Origin of the sequence: Pseudomonas mendocina, from assembly GCF_003008615.1 — a bacterium.
GTDB lineage: Bacteria > Pseudomonadota > Gammaproteobacteria > Pseudomonadales > Pseudomonadaceae > Aquipseudomonas > Aquipseudomonas mendocina_C.
This window is the reverse complement of sequence record NZ_CP027657.1, coordinates 5,318,869-5,340,316: the sequence shown is the minus strand read 5'-3', so window position 1 is coordinate 5,340,316 and position 21,448 is coordinate 5,318,869. Positions and strand designations below refer to the sequence as shown.

The window sequence follows — 21,448 nt, the reverse complement described above, 5'->3', positions numbered from 1 at the left end:
ATGCAGGAGCGGGCTCAGACGTCTAGATTACCTCCAGCCAAGGCGCATAGCTCGATGGGGTCGAGAATATGCACTTCCTTGCCTTCGGCTTCGAGCAGCTTGTTTTGTTGGAAGCGGGTAAATACGCGAGAGACCGTTTCCACGGCAAGACCCAAATAGTTACCAATTTCGTTGCGCGACATGGCCAGGCGGAACTGGTTGGCCGAGAAACCGCGGGCGCGGAAGCGGGCGGAGAGGTTGACCAGGAAGGTGGCGATGCGTTCGTCGGCGGTTTTCTTCGACAACAGCAGCATCATCTGCTGATCGTCACGAATCTCGCGGCTCATGATGCGCATCAGTTGGCGGCGCAGCTGGGGCAGTTGCAGCGCCAGGTCATCGAGACGCTCGAAGGGAATTTCGCAAACCGAGGTGGTTTCCAGTGCCTGGGCCGAGACTGGGTAGCGCTCGCCGTCGACACCGGAAAGACCAACCAGCTCGCTGGGCAGGTGGAAGCCGGTGATCTGTTCCTCGCCTGAATCGCTCAGGCTGAAGGTCTTCAGTGCACCGGAGCGCACGGCGAACACCGAGCCGAAAGCATCACCCTGGCGGAAGAGGAATTCGCCTTTTTTCAGTGGGCGGCCGCGTTTGACGATTTCGTCCAGCGCGTCCATGTCTTCCAGATTCAGGGAGATAGGCAGGCACAGGGCGGCCAGGCTGCAATCCTTGCAATGGGCTTGGTGCTGCGAACGCAGCTTGATGCTCTCGGACATCGTTAGGCTTCCCGAATAAACACGCAATGACCGTAAGGTTACCCCAGGGGGCGGGTAGGGGCCAGCCATAAGACGTTCTGACCGAATACTCAAGTTTGTCTCACGGGTGCCGATAGCGGCTGTAGAACCATAGTCCAACGCAGGGAGCAGCGCGATGCGCATCCAATCCACCGGGCCTCTGAACAATCTGGTCGAGGGGGTTCAGCGACAATTTAACGCAGTCGAGCAAACTCCGGAGCAGGTGCGCGAGGGGTTGCGTGTGAGCTTGTCCGAGCTGGGCAAGAGTATGTCGGCCAAGCCCGACAAGAATGAAGATATCGACGGCAGTGACCTGCCTCAGGCAATCAAGGATCTGCTCAAGATGATTCGCGAGCTGCGTGCGCAGATCGTCGAGAAGCAGGCTCAGGTCGAGGCGATAATGAGTGACCAGAGTCTCGATCCGGAAACCAAGCGTCAGCAACTGGAAGCGCTGCAGACCGAACTCGCTTCGCTCAACAGCGCGCTGACGGCGGCCAATGCCAACCTGATCAAACTGATGCGCGAGAACGGTCTGTCGAGCGAGCAGATGCAGACCGCTGCCACGCTGGCGATGGGCTGAAGTATCGCCCCGTGATGGACTTAACCGTCATGGGGCGTTTTACGTGTTCTTCAGATCACCCGAGAGAAGCGCTGGCGCACCTGGTCGTTGAGATAGCGATCGAACAGCATGCACAGCGAACGCACTAGCAGACGGCCGGCAGGGCGTACTTCGATACCCTGCTCGTCGAGCGCGATCAGGCCGTCGCGAGCGAGTTGTTCCAGCTCGGGCCATAGCGCGGCGAAGTAATCACGGAACACCACCCCATGCGCTTGCTCGATATCGGCGAAGCGCAACTCGAAATGACAGATCAACTGCTGGATCACGGCGCGGCGCAGGCGGTCGTCTGCATTGCAGTGCAGGCCGCGGCGCGTTGCCAACTGGCCGTTGCCCAGACTTTGCTGGTAGTTGGCGATGTCGCTGTCGTTCTGACTGTAGAGATCGCCGATCTGGCTGATGGCGGAAACACCCAGGCCGATCAGGTCGCAATGGCCATGTGTGGTGTAGCCCTGGAAGTTGCGCTGCAGCGTGCCTTCTTCCTGAGCAATGGCCAGCTCGTCGTCGGGCAGGGCGAAGTGATCCATGCCGATGTAGCGGTAGCCGGCACGGGTCAGTTGCTCGATGCTGCTCTGCAGCATGGCCAGCTTATCCGCCGGGTTGGGCAGGTCGTCGGCGCTGATGCGGCGTTGCGGCATGAAGCGCTCGGGCAGATGGGCGTAGTTGAACAGGGACAGCCGATCCGGTTGCAGGGCGATCACTTCGGCCACGGTACGGGCGAAGCGCTCCGGCGTCTGCTTGGGCAGGCCGTAGATCAGGTCGATGTTCACCGAGCGAAATTGCAGTGTGCGTGCCGCTTCGATGATGGCGCGGGTTTCCTCGAGGGTCTGCAGGCGATTGACTGCGCGCTGAACCTCCGGATCGAGATCCTGTACGCCGAGGCTGACACGGTTGAAACCCAGCTCGCGCAGCAGGCCCATGGTCGACCAATCGGCTTCACGTGGGTCGATCTCGATGCTGTAGTCGCCGCTGTCATCGTCCAGCAGATTGAAGTGCTGGCGCAGGTGCTGCATCAGGCGGCGCAGTTCGTCGTGATTGAGGAAGGTGGGCGTTCCACCGCCGAAATGCAGCTGTTCGATGGGCTGGGACTTGTCCACGTAACGGCTGACGATCTCGATTTCGCGCTCGAGTTTTTCCAGATAGGGCAGAGCGCGGCCGCGATCCTTGGTGATCACCTTGTTGCAGGCGCAGTAGTAGCAAATGTGTGCGCAGAACGGGATGTGCACGTACAGCGACAGCGGGCGTTGCGCCTTGCGGCTGTCGCGCAGGGCGTGCAGCAGGTCGAATGGGCCGATGTCGTCATGAAACTGCACGGCAGTCGGGTAGGAGGTGTAACGCGGGCCGGCGAGATCGTAGCGGCGGATCAGGGCGGCGTCCCACTGGATGGTGTCGAGCATGGGAAAGAATCCTGGACAGGCTGTGCGGCCAGTCTAGAGAGCTGGCCTGCCTTGAGCCTTGACCTGTATCAACGGCCGTGGACGGTGCGCGTTGCGTCGGCGCCGATGCTCTGTGCCATCTCGAGCTACAGTCGCCGGTCTTTTTCGAGCAGTATGTCGAAGGCGTCCAGGCTCAGCAGGAACGAGGACTTGGCATTGCCCTGGGTGTCATCGCGGCGGTGAATGTAGTGATGCTCTGGCGCTCCGCTTTCGATCAATCCAGCAAGGGTGACGAAAGGCAGGCTGTAGATGCCGGCCAGGTAGTCGACGCGGCCGTACTTCGACTCCGTTTGCGTCCAGTCCACCCAGAAGTAGATATCGATATCGGGGTAGAGCTCGCTGTAGCGTTCGTAGTCCTTGCGGTTGAAGGTGACCGTACGGCGCGGATCCATGTCGTAACGACGCGAGACGAAGAAGGGGGTGTTCTGCACCTTCAGATCGGCCACGCGGCCAGCGACGATCAGATCCGGTGCGTAGGGGTTGTCACGTTTCTCCGGGTTTTCCCAGGCGGACAGGTTCAGGTGGGTGTTGCACAGCGCAACGAAGCTGCGTTCCAGTTCGAGTCCGTGATGGCACCACCAGCCCTTGTCTTCCGTGTCGTGAATAATTCCATCGTTACGATTGTTCATGTCGCCTCCTTGCGGCTTGTCAGCTCCCAGGCTGAATCCTGGGTATATTCCTTGCGCCTGCTCAGTGCCCCATCAGCCAGTGCTGGTGTGGGCCTGGCAGTGTCCAGATACCAAACAGAATGACCAGCAGTCCACCAGCCACACGAACGCCCCGTTTGCGTAACAGGGCTGTGATGCGCTCGGCTGCGAGGCCAGTTGCCAGCAATACCGGCCAGGTGCCCAGACCGAAGGCCAGCATCAATAGCGCACTGTTGATCGCGTTGCCCTGGCTGGAAGCCCACAGCAGCGTACTGTAGACCAAGCCGCAGGGCAGCCAACCCCACAGGCCACCGAGCACCATGGCTCGAGGCAGGCTGGTGACCGGCATGAAACGCCGGGTCAGCGGTTGGATATGACGCCAGAGGCCGCGACCCAGTGCTTCGATACGGGTTAGGCCGCTCCACCAGCCGGCCAGGTACAAGCCCATGGCAATCAGCAGTAGAGCGGCCAGCGAGCGCATGACCACTTCGGCAGCACTACCGGCCACAGCCCAGCCCGCCAGGCCTATGAGCAGGCCGGCAGTGGCGTAGCTGAGAATGCGCCCCAGGTTGTAGGCCAGCAGCAGTTGCAGGCGGCGACTGCGCTGTTCAGGAGGAATGGCCAGGGTGAGTGCGCCCATCAGGCCGCCGCACATGCCCAGGCAATGTCCGCCGCCGAGCAGGCCGAGAATCAGCGCCGACAGCAGCAGAGGCAGCAGTTCAGTCACGCGGTCGATCCTGTTCCACATCGTCGCCTTTGGCCTGCTCGATGCCGGCCTTGTGCAGCGGGTCTTCGTCGTCGAACAGAATGCTGTGCGCCGGGCCATCGAGGTCGTCGTACTGGCCGCTGTCCACCGCCCAGAAGAACAGCCAGATGGCGAAACCGACCAGGCCGATGGCTACGGGAATCAGGATGTAGAGGGCGGACATGTGGTCTCCGGGAATTGGGGCTGGGGAGCTACTGCTCGGCTACGTAGGGCGTACCGGGCGGCGATCTGCTTACGAAGCGCTAAGCCTCACACTATCGAGATCGAACGCCGTGAGGTGTGCTCGCGAAACAGTACGCCTGACGATGGGCTGTCTAGGCAAGCGGCGGATTGTTCGCTTCGCTCCTGAATCCGCCCCGCATCAATGCTGCTTACCGACTCAGGCGCAGGGCGTTGAGCACCACCAGCAGCGAGCTCAGCGACATGCCCACGGCAGCCCATATCGGCGTAATCCAGCCCATGGCGGCAAAAGGCAGTACCAGGCCATTGTACAGACTGGCCCAGGCCAGGTTCTCGATGATGATACGACGGGTGCGTTTGGCCGTGCTCAGGCCTTGTACCAGGCTGCTCAGGCGGTTGGACAGCAGGACGGCGTCGGCGCTGGTCTTGGCCAGATCCGAGGCCGAACCCATGGCCACGCTGATATCGGCTGCCGCCAGCACCGGCACGTCGTTGACGCCATCGCCGAGCATCAGCACGCGACGGCCTTCGCCGTGCAGTTGCTTGAGCACGGCCAGCTTGTCATCCGGCGTCAGACCACCGCGGGCATCGTCGATACCCAGTTGCCGCGCCACTTCGCCGACCATCGGCGAGCTGTCGCCTGAGAGCAGTTGGATGTGCCAGCCGCGCGCGCGCGCTGCCTCGATCAATTGCGGCGCATCCTCGCGCAGGCGATCGTCGAGGACGAACCAGGCCAGAGGCCCGCGTTCATCGCCGAGCAGCAGCCATTGCCCGTGTTCGCTGGCAATCGACGGCACTGCCTGGCCACTCAGGGCGCAGACGAAACGGGCTTCGCCGATGCGCAGCAGGCGTCCGTCGACGACGCCCTGCAGGCCCTGGCCTGGATGGCTGTCGACGGATTCCGCAGCACGTGGCGCCTGGCTGAAGGCGCGGGCAATGGGGTGTTCCGAGCGATTCTCCAGCGCGGCAGCCAGAGCCAGGCAGTCACCTTCGTTGAGATCGCGCAGCGGGTGGATGGCCTTGAGCGTCAGACGGCCCTCGGTCAGCGTACCGGTCTTGTCCAATACCAGCGTGTCGATCTGGTTGAGGCCTTCGAGCACATGCCCGCGTGTGAGCAGCATGCCCAGCTTGTGCAGGCTGCCGGTGGCAGTAGTCAGCGCCGTCGGGGTGGCCAGCGCCAGTGCGCAGGGGCAGGTGGCCACCAGCAGTGAAAGGACGATCCAGAAAGCCCGTGCGCTGTCGATCTGCCACCAGACCAGGCCAACGCAAGCGGCGGCGATCAGGATGAACAACAGGAACCACTGCGATACGCGATCGGCGATTTCCGCCAGGCGTGGTTTCTCGCTTTGCGCGCGCTCCAGCAGGCGGACGATGGCCGACAGGCGCGTGGCGTCGCCCAGTGCCTGGACTTCGATTGTCAGCGGCCCCTCGACATTGAGGGTGCCGGCCGTGACGCTATCGCCCACGCCACGTGGTTGCGGCAGGTATTCGCCGGTCAGCAGCGACTCGTCGATGCTGGATTGGCCGGCGCTCACCTGGCCGTCGGCAGGAATCAGCGAACCTGGCTGCACCAGCACCCGTTCACCGATGCGCAGCTCGCTCAGCAGGATGCGCTGGCTCTGGCCATCGTCTTCCAGGCGCAGGCAGGACGCTGGCAGCAGTTGCACCAGCTGCGCGGTGGCGGCGGCGGTGCGCTCGCGTGCGCGGCGTTCGAGATAGCGTCCGGCGAGCAGGAACAGGGCAAACATGCCCACCGCATCGAAGTACAGCTCGCCGTGACCGGTGATGGTGGACCAGATGCCGGCGACATAGGCGCCACCGATCGCCAGCGATACCGAGACGTCCATGGTCAGATGGCGCGTGCGCAGGTCGCGCAGGGCGCCACGGAAGAACTGTCCGCAGCAATAGAAGACGATCGGCGTGGTAAGGAACAGGCTGGTCCAGCGCAGGATCTTGTCCAGTTCTGGCGACAGGTCGATGTTGAATTCCGGCCAGGTGGCCATGGTCGCCATCATCACCTGCATCCACAGCAACCCGGCCACGCCCAGTTCGCGCATGCGCCGGCGGTTTTCCGCCGCCAGGCGCGCGGCCGCTTCGTCGGCTCGCCAGGGGTGGGCCGCGTAACCGATGCGGCGTAGTTCGGCGAGCAGTTTGCTCAGCGGAATTTGGCTGTCCTGCCAGCGCACCTGCAGGCGGTGGTTGGACAGGTTCAGATGTGCTTCGGCCACGCCCGGTATGCCGCGCAGGTGTTTTTCGATCAGCCAGCCGCAGGCGGCGCAACTGATGCCTTCGATCAACAGCTGGGTTTCGCTCAGTTCGCCCTCATGCTGTACGAAGGGCTGCTGCACGTCGCTACGGTCGTATAGCGCCAGTTCGTCAGGCAGTGCCTGGGGCAGTGCCTGGGGGTTGGCGGCGTTTTCACTGCGATGGCTGTAGTAGTGCTCCAGGCCACCGGCAACGATGGCTTCGGCCACGGCCTGGCAGCCGGGACAGCACATCTCGCGAGTCTGGCCGAGGACGTCGGCACGAAAGGCGCTGCCGGCAGGCACCGGCAGGCCACAGTGGTAGCAAGGAGTAGGGGCGGGCATCGGCTGGGTCAGTAGGAGGGATTGTCACCGATCATGATGGTCTGGCCATCGGTGATGTTCTCTTCCTCGAAGAGGCGCCAGTTCTGGCTGCCTTCCTGGCCGAGCAGTTCGACGAAGCGACGACCGCTGACCTCATCGACCATCTGCCCGCGGTACTGGCCGTCGGCAGCGGGTTGCAGGATGACACGGCGATCACGCTCCGGCTGGGTTGGCGAGATCAGGTTGAGCACGATCTGCTGCGGCCGGCTGTTGCCTTCCAGTGTCAGGGTGGCGACACCGGTGGTGTTGTCGAGCGCCAGTTGGCCATGCAACTGCAGGCGCTCAGCGAGTTTTTCGCGCTCCAGTGACTGGTTGATGCCTTTGCCGACGTCGTAGTAATCGTCGGAGATCAACCCTGGTGGGTTACGCGTGGCAACGGTGAGCAGGGTCAGCCCCTGCACCACGGAGTAGCCCAGCAGGAAGATGATGAACCAGGGCCAGAACTGCTTGTACCAGGGTTTGACTGGCGATGTGGTTTGCTCGGTCATGCGTTTTCCGTTGTCAGCGGACGCTTGGGCCGATGAAGCGGCTGTCGGCGTCGTTCTTGATACTGGGGTCATCCGCGGATTGTACGTGGAAGACGATGTTGTTGGCGCTCGATGGCAGCTTCTCCGGGGCGATGGACAGCTCGACCGGGAAGGAATACACCTCGCCCGCAAGGGCTCGCACTTCGCGCTTGCCCTCGTACACCAGGCCGTCGAGGCCGTCGGCGGTGATCACGTAGGTCATGTCGCGTTGCGCCTTGTTCATGATCTTCAGGGTGTAGACGTTCTCGATGTGGCCACGCTCATTCTCGCGGAACAGCACGCGATCCTTGAGCACGTCCAGCTCGACCAGCGGCCGGTTGGCCACGGCCCAGGCGAACAGGCCGATCATGGCGACCAGCGCGACAGCGTACCCGATCAGGCGTGGGCGCAGCAGGTGCGTCTTGCGTCCGGACAGGTTGTGTTCAGTGGTGTAGCTGATCAGCCCCTTGGGATAGTTCATCTTCTCCATGATGTCGTCGCAGGCATCGATACACGCTGCGCAGCCGATGCATTCGATCTGCAGGCCATCGCGGATGTCGATGCCGGTAGGGCAGACCTGCACGCACATCTTGCAATCGATGCAATCGCCGAGACCCTGAGCCTTGTAGTCGGCGTCCTTCTTGCGCGGGCCACGCGATTCGCCGCGACGCGGGTCGTAGGAGACGATCAGGGTGTCCTGATCGAACATCACGCTCTGGAAGCGGGCATAGGGGCACATGTAGATGCACACCTGTTCGCGCAGCCAGCCGGCGTTGCCGTAGGTGGCGAGGGTGAAGAAACCGATCCAGAAGTAGGCCCAGCCGCTGGCATCAAAGGTGAAGATCTCGATGACCAGATCACGAATCGGCGTGAAGTAGCCAACGAAGGTAATGGCGGTCAACAGCGATACGCCGATCCAGATGCTGTGCTTGGCCAGCTTGCGTGCCAGCTTCTTGCCGCTCATGGGCTGCTTGTCCAGCTTCATGCGCTGGTTGCGGTCACCCTCGGTGACCTTCTCGGCCCACATGAATACCCAGGTGAACACGCTCTGCGGGCAGGTATAGCCGCACCAGACGCGGCCGGCGAACACGGTGATGAAGAACAGGCCGAAGGCGCAGATGATCAGCAGCCAGGACAGCAGCATGAAGTCCTGCGGCCAGTAGGTTGCGCTGAAAATGTGGAATTTGCGTTCCGGCAGGTTCCACCAGACGGCCTGATGGCCATTCCAGTTGATCCATACGGTGCCGAAGAACAGCAGGAAGAGGAGGGCGCCACCAGCGAGTCGCAGATTGCGGAACAGCCCGGTGAATGCGCGCGTGTAGATCTTCTCTTGGCTGGCGTAGAGGTCGACGCTGGCGTTCTTGGCAGAAGGAGGGGTGACGTCCTGAACGGGAATCTGTTTGCTCATCAATGCATACCACGGCGGTTGATTGGCAGCCCGGACCGTACGTGCGGTCAGAGTCGTTTCACGATTGCCCTATGGTACGCCTGATGAAGCACCATCTGGGTGCGACCGGCGGTCGCGTCCCAGACGGCTTGGCCCTTGCAGGCAAGGGCCGTGAGGCTTACTGCTCTTGTGCCTTGTGCGACAGGCTGTACACGTAGGCGGCCAGCAGGTGCACCTTGTCGTTGCCGAGGAATTCTTCCTGGGCAGGCATGTTGCCGTGACGACCGTAACGGATGGTCTGCTGCAGTTGAGCATAGCTGCTGCCGTAAATGAACGCTGCCGGGTTGGTCAGGTTCGGTGCGCCCATGGCAGGAGTACCCTTGCCGTCAGCGCCGTGGCAGGCGAAGCAGGTACCGGCGAAGACCTTCTGGCCTGCTTCGATATCGGCTTCAACGCCTTCCGGCAGTTGGCGACCAGCCAGTTGGGTCAGTACGTAGGCAGCGACGTTGCGTACGCCGTCTTCGCCGATGGCCGGGCCTTGGGCCGGCATCGCGCCCTGGCGACCATGCAGGATGGTGGTCTTGATGGTTTCCGGCTCGCCGCCCCAGCGCCATTCGTTGTCGGTCAGGTTGGGGAAGCCGTAGCTGCCCTTGGCATCGGAGCCGTGGCAAACGGAGCAGTTGGAGGCGAACAGGCGGCCACCCATTTTCAGGGCTTGCTCGTCCTTGGCCACTTCCTCGATCGGCATGGCGGCGTATTTGGCGAACAGCGGACCGTACTGCTCGTCGGCGCGCGCCATTTCCTTCTCCCACTGGTGCACACCGGTCCAGCCGGAGTGACGCATGGAGCCGTCAGCGATCTGGACGCCGGCAGCGAAGGGGGTTTCCTTCTCGTTATCGAGGTAGTTGTAACCCGGCAGCACGCCTTTCCAGTTGCCCAGGCCCGGGTACAGGGCGAGGTAGCCCAGAGCGAAGATGATGGTGGCGACGAACAGCATGAACCACCACTTCGGCAGCGGGTTGTCATACTCCTCGATGCCGTCGAAGCTGTGGCCGACGGTTTCATCGGTGGTCTCTTGGCGCTGGCCCTTACGGGTGCCGAAGATCAGCCAGGTCAGGGCGAAGATGGTGCCCAGAGACAGAATGGTTACGTACCAACTCCAGAACGTGGTCATTGGTTATTGCTCCTGGAAGAGTCCTGATCGCGCTTGGACTCGGGCTTGGGATCGTCGGCGAAGGGCAGGTTGGCAGCTTCGTCGAAGCTGGACTTGCGCTTGCTGCTGTAAGCCCAGAGCACCACGCCGATGAAGGCGATGAAAACCACCGCCGTGCCGATGCCGCGAATCATCCCGATGTCCATAGCGTCTTACCGTTTGTTCTTGATGGAAGTGCCGAGAACCTGCAGGTACGCGATCAGCGCGTCCATTTCGGTCTTGCCTTTCACTGCGTCGCGGGCACCGGCGATATCTTCTTCGGTGTACGGGATGCCGAAGCCACGCATGACTTCCATCTTCTTGGCGGTGTCGCGACCGTCGAGCTTGTTCTCCACCAGCCATGGGTAGGCAGGCATCTTCGACTCAGGCACGACGTTGCGCGGGTTGTACAGGTGGGCGCGATGCCATTCATCCGAGTAACGGCCGCCGACGCGGGCCAGATCCGGGCCAGTACGCTTGGAACCCCACAGGAAGGGGTGATCCCAGACGCTTTCGCCAGCGACGGAGTAGTGGCCGTAGCGCTCGGTTTCGGCGCGGAACGGACGGATCATCTGCGAGTGGCAGCCGACGCAGCCTTCACGGATGTAGATATCGCGACCTTCCAGTTGCATGGCGGTGTAGGGCTTGAGGCCTTCCACCGGCTCGTTGGTAACGTCCTGGAAGAACAGCGGGACGATCTGAGTCAGGCCACCGATGCTGACGGCAATCACCATCAGCAACGCCATCAGGCCGATATTCTTCTCGATGATTTCGTGTTTCATCAGTGAGCTACTCCGGCGGGAATCTGCGCAGCCGCTTCGTATTCAGCCGGCTTGGCGGCACGCACGGTGCGGAAGGTGTTGTAAGCCATCAGCAGCATGCCGGTCACGAAGAAGGCACCGCCGATCATGCGTACGACATAGCCTGCATGGCTGGCTTCCAGGGCTTCGACGAAGGAGTAGGTGAGGGTGCCGTCTTCGTTGACTGCACGCCACATCAGGCCTTGGGTGATGCCGTTGACCCACATCGAGGCGATGTACAGCACGGTGCCGATGGTCGCCAGCCAGAAGTGTGCGTTGATCAGGCCGATGCTGTGCATCTGCTCACGACCGAACACTTTCGGGATCAGGTGGTACAGCGAGCCGATGGAGATCATCGCTACCCAGCCGAGGGCGCCAGCGTGCACGTGGCCGATGGTCCAGTCGGTGTAGTGGGACAGGGCGTTGACGGTCTTGATGGCCATCATCGGGCCTTCGAAGGTGGACATGCCGTAGAAGGCCAGGGATACCACCAGGAAGCGCAGGATTGGGTCGGTGCGCAGCTTATGCCAGGCGCCGGACAGGCTCATCATGCCGTTGATCATGCCGCCCCAGCTCGGAGCCAGCAGGATGACCGACATGGCCATGCCCAGGGACTGCGCCCAGTCCGGCAGCGCGGTGTAGTGCAGGTGGTGCGGGCCGGCCCAGATGTACAGGGTGATCAGCGCCCAGAAGTGGACGATGGACAGACGGTAGGAGTAGATCGGACGCTCGGCCTGCTTGGGTACGAAGTAGTACATCATGCCCAGGAAGCCGGTGGTCAGGAAGAAGCCTACGGCGTTGTGGCCGTACCACCACTGGATCATCGCGTCGGTAGCACCGGCATAGGCCGAGTACGACTTGAACAGGCTCACCGGCATGGCGGCGCTGTTGACGATGTGCAGCATGGCGGTAACCAGGATGAAGGCACCGAAGAACCAGTTGCCCACATAGATGTGCTTGGTCTTGCGCTTGACGATGGTACCGAAGAACACCAGCAGGTAGGTGATCCAGACGATGCCCAGGAGCACGTCGATCGGCCACTCCAGCTCAGCGTATTCCTTGGAGCTGGTGTAACCCATCGGCAGAGTGATCACCGCGAGCACGATGACTGCTTGCCAGCCCCAGAAGGTGAAGGCAGCCAGACCGTCGGAAATCAGGCGCGTTTGGCAGGTGCGCTGGACCACGTAGTACGAGGTCGCGAACAGTGCGCATCCGCCGAAGGCGAAGATCACCGCGTTGGTGTGAAGCGGGCGCAGACGGCCGAAGCTAGTCCACGGCAGGCCCAGGTTGAGTTCCGGCCACACGAGTTGTGCGGCGATGAACACGCCTAGACCCATCCCAATGACCCCCCAGATCACCGTCATAATGGCGAACTGGCGGACCACCTTATAGTTATAAGCAGTCTGACTGATTGCTGTGCTCATGCTAGGGGTTCCACGGTTAATGGATTTTTATGGGGCAAAAATCGGCGGCAAGTATGGAGAAAGCAGGTAGCCATTGCAACGTAACGTGCCGACACGAATAGGGTTTCAGAGCCTTTCTGAGGCCATATCGGGCGGTCAGAAAATTACTCTGGCAGCTTTTGGCGCAACCAGTTTGCGCGGCGCTAAGGAAGGATCGCCTTGGAGTTATGACAAATGGCGACTGAAAGGCAGCTTAGCCCAGGTCAAGGAATTTGCAGGGCAGCTGGTCGGCAGGTGCGACACTGGGTCGCACATATATAAGGAGGGGCCGGCGACCTTATGACGGTCGCCGGTACAGCAGGGTTAACAGCAGAGTTACTTGGCGTTTTCCTGGCTCAGCTTGTAGACGTAGGCGGCCAGCAGGTGGGCCTTGTCGTTGCCGAGGAAGTCGCCCTGGGCGGGCATGTTGCCGCTACGGCCGTAGCGGATGGTTTGCTGCAACTGGGCGAAGCTGCTGCCGTAGATGAAGGCGCTCGGCTGAGTCAGGTTCGGTGCCCCCATTGCTGGCGTGCCGGTGCCGGCCGGGGTGTGGCAGGCGGAGCAGAGGGTGGCGAAGATCTGCTTGCCGGCGGCTACATCCGCGTTCGCATCCTGCGGCAGCTCGCGGCCACCCAGTTCGCTGAGCACGTAAGCTGCGACGTTACGTACGCCATCTTCGCCGATCATCGGGCCTTGTGCCGGCATTACACCGATACGACCATGCATGATGGTGGTCTTGATGGTTTCCGGCTCGCCGCCCCAGCGCCAGCTGTTGTCGGCCAGGTTGGGGAAGCCGTAGCTGCCCTTGGCGTCCGAACCGTGGCACACGGCGCAGTTGGAGGCGAACAGGCGACCGCCCATTTTCAGCGCGCGTTCGTCCTTGGCCACGTCCTCGATCGGCATTGCGGCGTACTTGGCGAAGATCGGGCCATACAGCTCATCGGCACGATCCATCTCGCGCTGCCACTGGTTGACCTGAGTCCAGCCGTCCTTGTAGCCAGGCAGCAGGCCTTTGAAGTTGCCCAGGCCCGGATACAGCAGCAGGTAGCCGACGGAGAACACCAGGGTGCCGAGGAACAGCATGAACCACCACTTGGGCAGTGGGTTGTCGTACTCCTCGATACCATCGAAGGCGTGGCCCATGGTCTGCTCGGTCGGGTTCTTGTGCACTTCGCTCTTGCGGGTGGCGAAGATCAGCCAGAACAGCGCGACCAGCGAACCGACGGTCAGCAGGGTGATGTACCAACTCCAGAAGGTGGTCATGCTTGGATCCTCGTAACGGCGGGCTTGGGCTCGTCGGCGAAGGGCAGGTTGGCCGCATCGGCGAAGGCGTCGCGGCGTTTGCCGCTATAGGCCCAGAGGGTGACGGCGGTGAAGGCGATCAGAACCAGCGCAGTGCCTAGGCCGCGCAGGGTGCCGATATCGATAAGCTCGAACATGGCACTCACCTCTTGTTCTTCACGGCGGTGCCAAGCACCTGCAGGTAAGCGACCAGAGCATCCATCTCGCTCTTACCCTTGACCGCGTCGCTGGCGCCGGTGATGTCCTCTTCGCTGTATGGCACGCCGAGGGTGCGCAGGGCGCTCATCTTCTTGGCGGTGTCCTTGCCGTCGAGGGTGTGCTCCACCAACCAGGGGTAGGCGGGCATGATCGACTCAGGTACGACGTTGCGCGGGTTGTACAGGTGGGCGCGATGCCACTCGTCAGAGTACCGCGCGCCGACGCGAGCCAGATCCGGGCCGGTGCGCTTGGAGCCCCACAGGAAGGGGTGATCCCAGACGCTTTCACCCGCGACGGAGTAGTGGCCGTAACGCTCGGTCTCGGCGCGGAACGGACGGATCATCTGCGAGTGGCAGCCGACGCAGCCTTCACGGATGTAGATGTCGCGACCTTCCAGTTGCAGCGCGTTGTAGGGCTTGAGGCCTTCCACCGGCTCGTTGGTGATGTCCTGGAAGAACAGCGGGACGATCTGGGTCAGGCCGCCGATGCTGACGGCAATCACCATCAGCAGCGCCATCAGGCCGATGTTCTTCTCGAGAATCTCGTGTTTCATCAGTGGGCTCCTTCTACCGAGAACTGCGCAGCCGCTTCCATCTCGGTCGATTTGGCGCTACGCACGGTCAGCCAGACGTTCCAGGCCATCAGCAGCATGCCGCTGAAGAAGATGGCGCCGCCGATCACCCGCACCACGAAGCCGACATGGCTGGCTTCCAGCGCCTCGACGAAGGAGTAGGTGAGGGTGCCGTCTTCGTTGACTGCACGCCACATCAGGCCCTGAGTGATGCCGTTGACCCACATCGAGGCGATGTAGAGCACGGTGCCGATGGTGGCCAGCCAGAAGTGGCCGTTGATCAGGCCGATGCTGTGCATCTGTTCGCGACCGAACACCTTCGGGATCAGGTGATACAACGCACCGATCGACACCATGGCCACCCAGCCCAATGCGCCAGCGTGCACGTGGCCGATGGTCCAGTCGGTGTAGTGGGACAGGGCGTTGACGGTCTTGATGGCCATCATCGGGCCTTCGAAGGTGGACATGCCGTAGAAGGCCAGGGATACCACCAGGAAGCGCAGGATCGGGTCGGTACGCAGTTTGTGCCAGGCACCCGAGAGGGTCATCATGCCGTTGATCATGCCGCCCCAGCTCGGTGCCAGCAGAACCAGCGACATCACCATACCGAGCGACTGGGCCCAGTCTGGCAGAGCCGTGTAGTGCAGGTGGTGTGGACCAGCCCAGATGTACAGGGTGATCAGCGCCCAGAAGTGGACGATGGAGAGGCGGTAGGAATAGACCGGCCGGCCTGCCTGCTTGGGCACGAAGTAGTACATCATCCCCAGGAATCCGGCGGTCAGGAAGAAGCCCACGGCATTGTGGCCGTACCACCACTGCACCATGGCATCGGTGGCGCCCGCGTAGAGCGAGTAGGACTTGGTCAGAGTGACCGGGATTTCCAGGTTGTTGATCACGTGCAGGATGGCCACGGTGAGGATGAAACTACCGAAGAACCAGTTACCCACGTAGATGTGGCTGACCTTGCGCTGCATCACTGTGCCGAAAAACACGATGGCATAGGACACCCACACGATGGTGATCAGGATATCGATCGGCCACTCCAGTTCGGCATATTCCTTGGAGCTGGTCCAGCCCAGCGGCAGGCTGACGGCAGCCAGTACGATCACCAGTTGCCAACCCCAGAAGGTGAAGGCAGCCAGTTTGGGTGCGAACAGCGTGGTCTGGCAGGTACGTTGTACCGAGTAGTAGCTGGTGGCGAACAAGGCGCAGCCACCGAATGCGAAGATCACCGCATTGGTGTGCAGGGGGCGGAGCCGGCCGAAGCTGGTCCAGGGTAGGTTGAAGTTGAGGTCGGGCCAAGCCAGTTGGGCGGCGATGAAAACGCCGAGTCCCATACCAACGATGCCCCAAACCACCGTCATAATGGCGAACTGGCGAACCACCCTGTAGTTGTAGGCGGAACGGGTTGTTGTGTTCATGTCTGGGCTTCCATACACGGTTATGGCAGAGCGTCCGATAACCGTGGCGGCCGCAGGCATGAGCAAGCCACGGACACCACGGATATCGACGCGAGGCAAGCATGAGCAAAGGGCCATCTGGGTTTATTGACGCGGGTCAATGTGAGGGGAGGCAGCCCTGGCTGTGGGACGAAGCGCCGCAGGGAGCAGACGTGACCCTGATCCTGGCGCATGGCGCAGGCGCACCGATGGACAGCCCGTTCATGCAACACATGGCGCAGAGCCTTGCGGCGCGTGGTGTGCGGGTAGTGCGCTTCGAGTTCGCTTACATGGCGCAACGACGTGTGGATGGGCGCAGGCGCCCCCCCAATCCGCAGGCGCAACTGCTGCAGCAATGGCGTGAGGTGTATGCCCAGGTGTGCCAACAGGTCGCAGGGCCGGTAGCCATCGGCGGCAAGTCCATGGGCGGACGCATGGCCAGTCTGCTGGCTGACGAGTTGGATGCAGCAGCGCTGATATGTCTCGGTTATCCCTTCTATGCCGCGGGCAAGCCGGAGAAGCCGCGCGTCGCCCATCTGGCCGAGCTGCGAACGCCGACTCTGATCGTTCAGGGTGAGCGCGATGCCCTGGGTAACCGCGAAGCCGTGGCCGGTTACAACCTGTCAGCAGCTATCGAGCTGCACTGGCTGGAGGCAGGTGACCATGACCTCAAGCCATTGAAGGCTTCCGGTTTCAGTCATGAGCAGCATCTCGAGACTGCCACTCGGGTCATCACCGATTTTCTGGGCGTAAGCTGAAGCGGGGCTTTGCATGCTTACACCCTAGGAGCCCGCTCCTGAATTTCATTCGGCTACCTCTCATTCAGACACGTTTTTACGAGCGTGACGGCTGCAAAAGCGGTTGCGCTTGACCGGTCGGTCACGCAATGTGACAGGTACGTGTCCGAGTTCGCGACAGGGTAAGGGGCTACAGACTTTTTGCCTTCACCGCGAACTGCCCATGGCCAGTGGGATGTTGCTGTGCCACGCAATGGGGCGGCGCCACGTGACAGAAACATTGCGCAGCACCATTGTGGTGCGCTTTGTTTGGGTGTTGTTGGTATCTGTTTGAAATTAAAGGATTAATTGTGCTGGCTCGGGCCTTGCAGAGGATGCTGCAAGTCCGGGTGACAAGGAGTACGGCATGGCCCGCACCTTTTATGACGAGATGTACGACGCGAGCGGTGCAGTCCGCCCGCATTATCGGGAGTTCGCCCGCTGGTTGGCCGACACCCCCGACGATCTGCTGGCCCAGCGCCGCCGAGAGGCGGATCTCCTGTTCCACAGAGCTGGTATCACGTTCACCCTCTATGGTGACGATCAAGGCACCGAACGCCTGATTCCTTTCGACATCATTCCTCGCTCCATCCCCGCCAGCGAATGGCGCATCGTCGAACGCGGCTGCATCCAGCGCGTGCAGGCGCTCAACCTGTTCCTCGCCGACCTCTACCATGACCAGCGCATCATCAAGGCGGGGATCATCCCGGCCGAGCAGGTGCTGGCCAACGAGGGCTACCAGATGGCCATGCAGGGCCTCGACCTGCACCGTGACATCTACGCACACATCGCCGGGGTCGACCTGGTGCGTGACGGCGACGGCAGCTACTACGTGCTGGAAGACAACCTGCGCACGCCCAGCGGTGTGAGCTACATGCTCGAAGACCGCAAGATGATGATGCGTCTGTTCCCCGAGCTGTTCGCCGCGCAACGCGTGGCGCCGGTGGATCACTACCCGAATCTGCTGCTCGATGCGCTGAAGAGTTCCAGCCCGCTGGACAACCCCACCGTGGTGGTGCTGACCCCAGGGCGCTTCAACAGTGCCTACTTCGAGCACGCCTTCCTCGCCCGCGAGATGGGTGTGGAACTGGTCGAGGGCGCCGACCTGTTCGTGCGCGACGACAAGGTGTACATGCGCACCACGGCCGGCGCGCGCCAGGTGGATGTGATCTACCGCCGCCTCGATGACGCCTTCCTCGATCCACTGGCTTTCAACCCCGACTCGATGCTCGGTGTGCCCGGGCTGCTCTCGGCCTATCGCTCACGCAACGTGGTGCTGGCCAACGCCATTGGCACTGGCGTGGCCGACGACAAGTCGATCTACCCCTATGTCGGCGACATGATCCGCTTCTACCTGGACGAGGAGCCGATCCTCAAGAACGTACCGACCTGGCAGTGCCGCAAACCGGAAGAACTCTCCCACGTATTGGCCAACCTGCCCGAACTGGTGGTCAAGGAGACCCAGGGCTCCGGTGGCTACGGCATGCTGGTCGGCCCGGCGGCGACCAAGGCCGAGATCGAGAACTTCCGCGCGCGCCTGATCGCCAAGCCGGAGGCCTACATCGCCCAGCCGACGCTGAGCCTGTCGACCTGCCCGACCTTCGTCGAGCGCGGCATCGCACCGCGTCATATCGATCTGCGTCCGTTCGTTCTGACCGGCCGCGAAACCCGCCTGGTGCCCGGTGGACTGACGCGTGTGGCACTGCGCGAAGGCTCGCTGGTGGTCAACTCGTCGCAAGGCGGCGGTACCAAGGACACCTGGGTGGTGGAGGACTGAATATGCTTTCGAGAACTGCCTCCGATCTGTACTGGATGTCGCGCTACCTGGAGCGTGCGGAGAACCTGGCGCGCATGCTCGACGTCAGCTATTCGTTGTCACTGATGCCGCAGGACGGCCGTGGTGATGGCCTCGATGAACTGGCCATGCCGCTGTTGATCACCGGGACTCTGGACGACTACCTGGAGCGCCACGGCCCGCTACACGCCGAGCGTATGCTGCACTTCTTCGCCCTCGATGCGAGCAATCCGGGCAGCATCTACTGCTGCCTGCAGGCTGCGCGCAGCAACGCCCATGCGGTGCGTGGGCGGATCACCGCCGACATGTGGGAGAACATCAACGCCAGCTGGCTGGAGATGCGCGGCATTGCCGAGCAGGGATTGGGGCGCTACGGCATCAGCCGCTTCTGCGAGTGGGTCAAGGAACGTTCGCACCTGTTCCGCGGCGCCACTTTCGGCACCATCATGCGCGGTGAGGCCTACCGCTTCATCCGCCTGGGCACCTTCATCGAGCGTGCCGACAACACCCTGCGCCTGCTCGATGCACGCTACGAGATGCTCGGCGAGGAAATCGACGAGCTGGAAGAGCGTACCGCGCGCAGCTATTACCAATGGAGTGCACTGCTGCGGGCGCTGTCCTCGTTCGAGGCTTTCGCCGAGATCTACCGTGGCTCGCCGCGCACGCGCAAGGTTGCCGAGCTGTTGCTACTGCGCCCCGACGTGCCGCGCTCACTGCGTGCCTGCATGGAAGAACTCAACCTGATGCTCGCGGGTCTACCCGGAGAGAACGGTCGTCCGGCGCAGCGCCTGGCTGCCGAACTGGATGCGCGGTTGCGCTACACCAGCATCGACGAAGTGCTCGACGAAGGCCTGCATGCCTGGCTTACCGACTTCATCCTGCTGGTGCGCCAGCTGGGCAATACCATCCATACGTCCTATCTGGAGGTCGCATGAGACTCTCGATCAGCCATGACACCACCTACCGTTACGATGATCAGGTGCGCGCGAGCATCCAGTACCTGCGCCTGACTCCGCACGACAGCGAGCGCCAGCAGGTGCTCAGTTGGCAGCTCGATCTGCCGCGCCCGGTGCACGCTCAGCTCGACCCCTACGGCAACATCCTCCATGTGCTGACCCTCGACGAGCCGCATGAGTCCATCGTCATCGGCGCCCGCGGCCAGGTTGAGATCGACGAAACCTGCGAGGCCGAGCACGAGCGTCAATCGGCGTTGCCATTCCTGCGTTTCACCCGCTTGACCCAGGCCGACGACGCCATTCGCGAGTTCGCCGCGCAACACGGCAAGGCGCGTGGTGACCGTAATGGCCTGATCGACCTGATGCATGCGCTCAACGCGCATATCGCCTATCAACCTGGCATCACCGAGGTGGACACCAGCGCCGCCGAGGCCTTCGCCGGTCGCCGTGGGGTTTGCCAGGATCACACCCATGCCTTTCTCGCCTGTGCGCGCAGCCTGGGCGTGCCGGCGCGTTACGTCTCGGGCTATCTCTATACCGATGACTCCGAGCATCTGGCCAGTCATGCCTGGGCCGAAGCCTGGGTGGGCGACGCCTGGTACAGCTTCGATGTGACCAACTGCCTGGCACGACCGGAGCGTCACCTCAAGCTGGCAGTCGGCCTGGATTATCTGGATGCCTGCCCGGTACGCGGCATGCGCCGGGGCGGTGGTTGTGAGCAGATGCACGCACAGGTGCAGGTGTCTCCGTTGTTGCAGGTGCGTCAGCAGTGAGGCGCCAATAGGCACTGCGGGCCTTTTGTAGGGTGCGCCGTGCGCACCTGGGTACCCCGTCAAAATCCCGGTGCGCATGGCGCACCCTACCTGAATCTTTTGGCAGGTTACGGGGCACTCTTGTGCTGAGCCATGTGCCCCAGATAAGCGATCAATCGCTCCAGTTCGGTAGGCGGCAGGGTCTGTTCGTTGAAGCCAGGCATGCGCCCCTGCGGCCAGCGCCGCAGGCTCTGCGGGTCGCGGATGTATTGGCGCAGGAAGTCGCCTGTGAAGTATTCGGTTGGGTTGTGCGGGATATTCAGATCCGGGCCGAAGGCGGAGTCCCCCGCACCATTGAGGCGATGGCAGGCCATGCAGTTCTTCTGATAGAGGGCGAACCCTGCCTGCACGTCGCTACTGGCATCTGCTGCCGGTAGCAGGGCGGGGAAACGCTGTTCCACAGGCGCCAGCTGACGAATCCTGGCGACCTGAAACGGCCACTGTTCAGGACCGATCTGGCTGGCCGCAGGGTCTGTCCAGACCAAGTAGAACGGGCCCGCACTGGGCTTGCCTGAGGCCAGCGGCGGCCAGGGTCGCTGCGGGTCTTCGATGGCCAGCCAGGCCTTGGCCCCTTCGCTGGCCAGCAGAATGGCCGCTGGCAACTCGGCGGCAAAACCGTCCAGCGCCACGGCTTGCAGGTGATCGCCTGGCGTTACGCCGTCCAGTAATGCGCTGATCGGCACGGCGCGGTATTTCATGGGGCGCTTGTAGCTGACGTCGTCGGCAATCTCGATCTCACGAGCTTGCGGGTGATTCAGCAATTCGCTGCTACTCCAGACGTGCCGGGTATCGTTGAGTTGCACCTCGAACTCGGCGGCCTGTGCTGTGTAGCTCAGGACGATCAGGGAGAACAGCAGGGACTTCATTCTTTGCTCTCCAGCAGAGGCAGCAAATCGTCGTAGGCTCCGGCATTGATGACCTGACGATAACCGAGGTTCTCCAGGCTTTGCTGGGCCAGCGCCGAGCGCCGGCCGCTGCGGCAGTAGAGCACCAGCGGACGGTTCTTGTCGGGGCTGATGGTGTGGATCTGCGCGGCAATGTCCTCGTGGCCGATGCGCATCGCGCCGGGCAGTGCACCCTCTGCAAATTCTTCGGCGCTGCGTACGTCGATCAGCAGGCTGTCGTCGCGCTGCAAGGCCGTGAGGGCCGCCTGCTGGTCGATTTCGCCCGCGTGGGCATCGAGTAGGACGAGCAGGGCAGTGAGCAGGAGAATCAAACGCATGGTGCACTCCA

23 protein-coding genes are annotated in these 21,448 nt (G+C 62.2%); 5 read left to right on the top strand and 18 right to left on the bottom strand.

Translation table 11 applies throughout. The features are described from left to right. Window positions 1-14 precede the first annotated feature (14 nt). Window positions 15-749, bottom strand: coding sequence for a fumarate/nitrate reduction transcriptional regulator Fnr (gene fnr / locus C7A17_RS24765; protein WP_106741770.1), 735 nt, complete (start codon window positions 747-749; stop codon window positions 15-17). 154 nt (window positions 750-903) lie between these two features. Here fnr and C7A17_RS24760 point away from each other — a divergent pair, with 154 nt between their 5' ends. Next, window positions 904-1,347, top strand: a complete 444-nt coding sequence (locus C7A17_RS24760) for a hypothetical protein (protein WP_106741767.1) — start codon at window positions 904-906, stop codon at window positions 1,345-1,347. Window positions 1,348-1,397: 50 nt separating this feature from the next. Here the strand turns inward: C7A17_RS24760 and hemN are convergent, their stop codons facing one another. The 15 genes from hemN to ccoN (C7A17_RS24685) form a co-directional block, all read right to left on the bottom strand. Next, window positions 1,398-2,780: an oxygen-independent coproporphyrinogen III oxidase gene (gene hemN, locus C7A17_RS24755; RefSeq protein ID WP_106741764.1), complete on the bottom strand. Its 1,383-nt coding sequence runs from the start codon at window positions 2,778-2,780 to the stop codon at window positions 1,398-1,400. 125 nt (window positions 2,781-2,905) lie between these two features. Beyond that, window positions 2,906-3,448 carry a hypothetical protein gene (locus C7A17_RS24750; RefSeq protein ID WP_106741762.1) on the bottom strand — a complete coding sequence of 181 codons (543 nt, stop codon included), beginning with the start codon at window positions 3,446-3,448 and terminating at the stop codon, window positions 2,906-2,908. A 61-nt stretch (window positions 3,449-3,509) separates the two neighbouring features. Then, window positions 3,510-4,193, bottom strand: a complete 684-nt coding sequence (locus C7A17_RS24745; RefSeq protein ID WP_106741760.1) for a sulfite exporter TauE/SafE family protein — start codon at window positions 4,191-4,193, stop codon at window positions 3,510-3,512. Continuing rightward, complete coding sequence (gene ccoS / locus C7A17_RS24740) at window positions 4,186-4,395, bottom strand: cbb3-type cytochrome oxidase assembly protein CcoS (protein WP_106741757.1); 210 nt, start codon at window positions 4,393-4,395, stop codon at window positions 4,186-4,188. The genes C7A17_RS24745 and ccoS overlap by 8 nt, the downstream gene beginning before the upstream one ends. Before the next feature lie 208 nt (window positions 4,396-4,603). Beyond that, window positions 4,604-7,000, bottom strand: a complete 2,397-nt coding sequence (locus tag C7A17_RS24735; protein WP_106741754.1) for a heavy metal translocating P-type ATPase — start codon at window positions 6,998-7,000, stop codon at window positions 4,604-4,606. Window positions 7,001-7,008: 8 nt separating this feature from the next. Beyond that, complete coding sequence (locus tag C7A17_RS24730; protein ID WP_106741751.1) at window positions 7,009-7,527, bottom strand: FixH family protein; 519 nt, start codon at window positions 7,525-7,527, stop codon at window positions 7,009-7,011. 13 nt (window positions 7,528-7,540) lie between these two features. Beyond that, window positions 7,541-8,953: a cytochrome c oxidase accessory protein CcoG gene (gene ccoG, locus C7A17_RS24725; RefSeq protein ID WP_106741748.1), complete on the bottom strand. Its 1,413-nt coding sequence runs from the start codon at window positions 8,951-8,953 to the stop codon at window positions 7,541-7,543. A 157-nt stretch (window positions 8,954-9,110) separates the two neighbouring features. Further along, a complete protein-coding gene (ccoP, locus tag C7A17_RS24720; protein ID WP_106741745.1) occupies window positions 9,111-10,106 on the bottom strand; it encodes a cytochrome-c oxidase, cbb3-type subunit III in 996 nt (331 codons plus the stop codon). Next, window positions 10,103-10,291, bottom strand: a complete 189-nt coding sequence (locus C7A17_RS24715) for a CcoQ/FixQ family Cbb3-type cytochrome c oxidase assembly chaperone (RefSeq protein WP_017677205.1) — start codon at window positions 10,289-10,291, stop codon at window positions 10,103-10,105. Before C7A17_RS24715 ends, ccoP (C7A17_RS24720) begins: the two co-directional genes overlap by 4 nt. A gap of 6 nt (window positions 10,292-10,297) precedes the next feature. Next, window positions 10,298-10,906, bottom strand: a complete 609-nt coding sequence (gene ccoO / locus C7A17_RS24710; RefSeq protein ID WP_106741742.1) for a cytochrome-c oxidase, cbb3-type subunit II — start codon at window positions 10,904-10,906, stop codon at window positions 10,298-10,300. Continuing rightward, window positions 10,906-12,348, bottom strand: coding sequence for a cytochrome-c oxidase, cbb3-type subunit I (gene ccoN / locus C7A17_RS24705; protein ID WP_106741739.1), 1,443 nt, complete (start codon window positions 12,346-12,348; stop codon window positions 10,906-10,908). The genes ccoO (C7A17_RS24710) and ccoN (C7A17_RS24705) overlap by 1 nt, the downstream gene beginning before the upstream one ends. Before the next feature lie 354 nt (window positions 12,349-12,702). Beyond that, complete coding sequence (gene ccoP / locus C7A17_RS24700) at window positions 12,703-13,629, bottom strand: cytochrome-c oxidase, cbb3-type subunit III (RefSeq protein ID WP_106741736.1); 927 nt, start codon at window positions 13,627-13,629, stop codon at window positions 12,703-12,705. Continuing rightward, window positions 13,626-13,805: a cbb3-type cytochrome oxidase subunit 3 gene (locus C7A17_RS24695; RefSeq protein WP_106741734.1), complete on the bottom strand. Its 180-nt coding sequence runs from the start codon at window positions 13,803-13,805 to the stop codon at window positions 13,626-13,628. Before C7A17_RS24695 ends, ccoP (C7A17_RS24700) begins: the two co-directional genes overlap by 4 nt. A 5-nt stretch (window positions 13,806-13,810) precedes the next feature. Continuing rightward, window positions 13,811-14,419 (bottom strand): cytochrome-c oxidase, cbb3-type subunit II, encoded by a 609-nt coding sequence (gene ccoO, locus C7A17_RS24690; protein ID WP_106741732.1) that lies wholly within the window; start codon window positions 14,417-14,419, stop codon window positions 13,811-13,813. Continuing rightward, complete coding sequence (gene ccoN / locus C7A17_RS24685; protein ID WP_106741729.1) at window positions 14,419-15,858, bottom strand: cytochrome-c oxidase, cbb3-type subunit I; 1,440 nt, start codon at window positions 15,856-15,858, stop codon at window positions 14,419-14,421. The genes ccoO (C7A17_RS24690) and ccoN (C7A17_RS24685) overlap by 1 nt, the downstream gene beginning before the upstream one ends. A gap of 101 nt (window positions 15,859-15,959) precedes the next feature. Between ccoN (C7A17_RS24685) and C7A17_RS24680 the strand changes: the two genes are divergently transcribed. From C7A17_RS24680 to C7A17_RS24665, 4 genes are all read left to right on the top strand, one after another. After that, complete coding sequence (locus C7A17_RS24680) at window positions 15,960-16,634, top strand: alpha/beta fold hydrolase (protein WP_199796371.1); 675 nt, start codon at window positions 15,960-15,962, stop codon at window positions 16,632-16,634. A 385-nt stretch (window positions 16,635-17,019) separates the two neighbouring features. Next, window positions 17,020-18,429, top strand: coding sequence for a circularly permuted type 2 ATP-grasp protein (locus C7A17_RS24675; RefSeq protein WP_106741726.1), 1,410 nt, complete (start codon window positions 17,020-17,022; stop codon window positions 18,427-18,429). A gap of 2 nt (window positions 18,430-18,431) precedes the next feature. After that, entirely contained in the window at window positions 18,432-19,382 is a 951-nt protein-coding gene (locus tag C7A17_RS24670) for an alpha-E domain-containing protein (protein WP_106741723.1), read from the top strand. Then, window positions 19,379-20,176 (top strand): transglutaminase family protein, encoded by a 798-nt coding sequence (locus tag C7A17_RS24665; RefSeq protein ID WP_106741720.1) that lies wholly within the window; start codon window positions 19,379-19,381, stop codon window positions 20,174-20,176. The genes C7A17_RS24670 and C7A17_RS24665 overlap by 4 nt, the downstream gene beginning before the upstream one ends. Before the next feature lie 107 nt (window positions 20,177-20,283). Here C7A17_RS24665 and C7A17_RS24660 read toward each other — a convergent pair whose 3' ends face one another. Both C7A17_RS24660 and C7A17_RS24655 read right to left on the bottom strand, forming a co-directional pair. Further along, window positions 20,284-21,081: a c-type cytochrome gene (locus tag C7A17_RS24660; protein WP_106741717.1), complete on the bottom strand. Its 798-nt coding sequence runs from the start codon at window positions 21,079-21,081 to the stop codon at window positions 20,284-20,286. Continuing rightward, window positions 21,078-21,437: a rhodanese-like domain-containing protein gene (locus tag C7A17_RS24655; protein ID WP_106741715.1), complete on the bottom strand. Its 360-nt coding sequence runs from the start codon at window positions 21,435-21,437 to the stop codon at window positions 21,078-21,080. The genes C7A17_RS24660 and C7A17_RS24655 overlap by 4 nt, the downstream gene beginning before the upstream one ends. Between the last annotated feature and the right edge of the window lie 11 nt (window positions 21,438-21,448).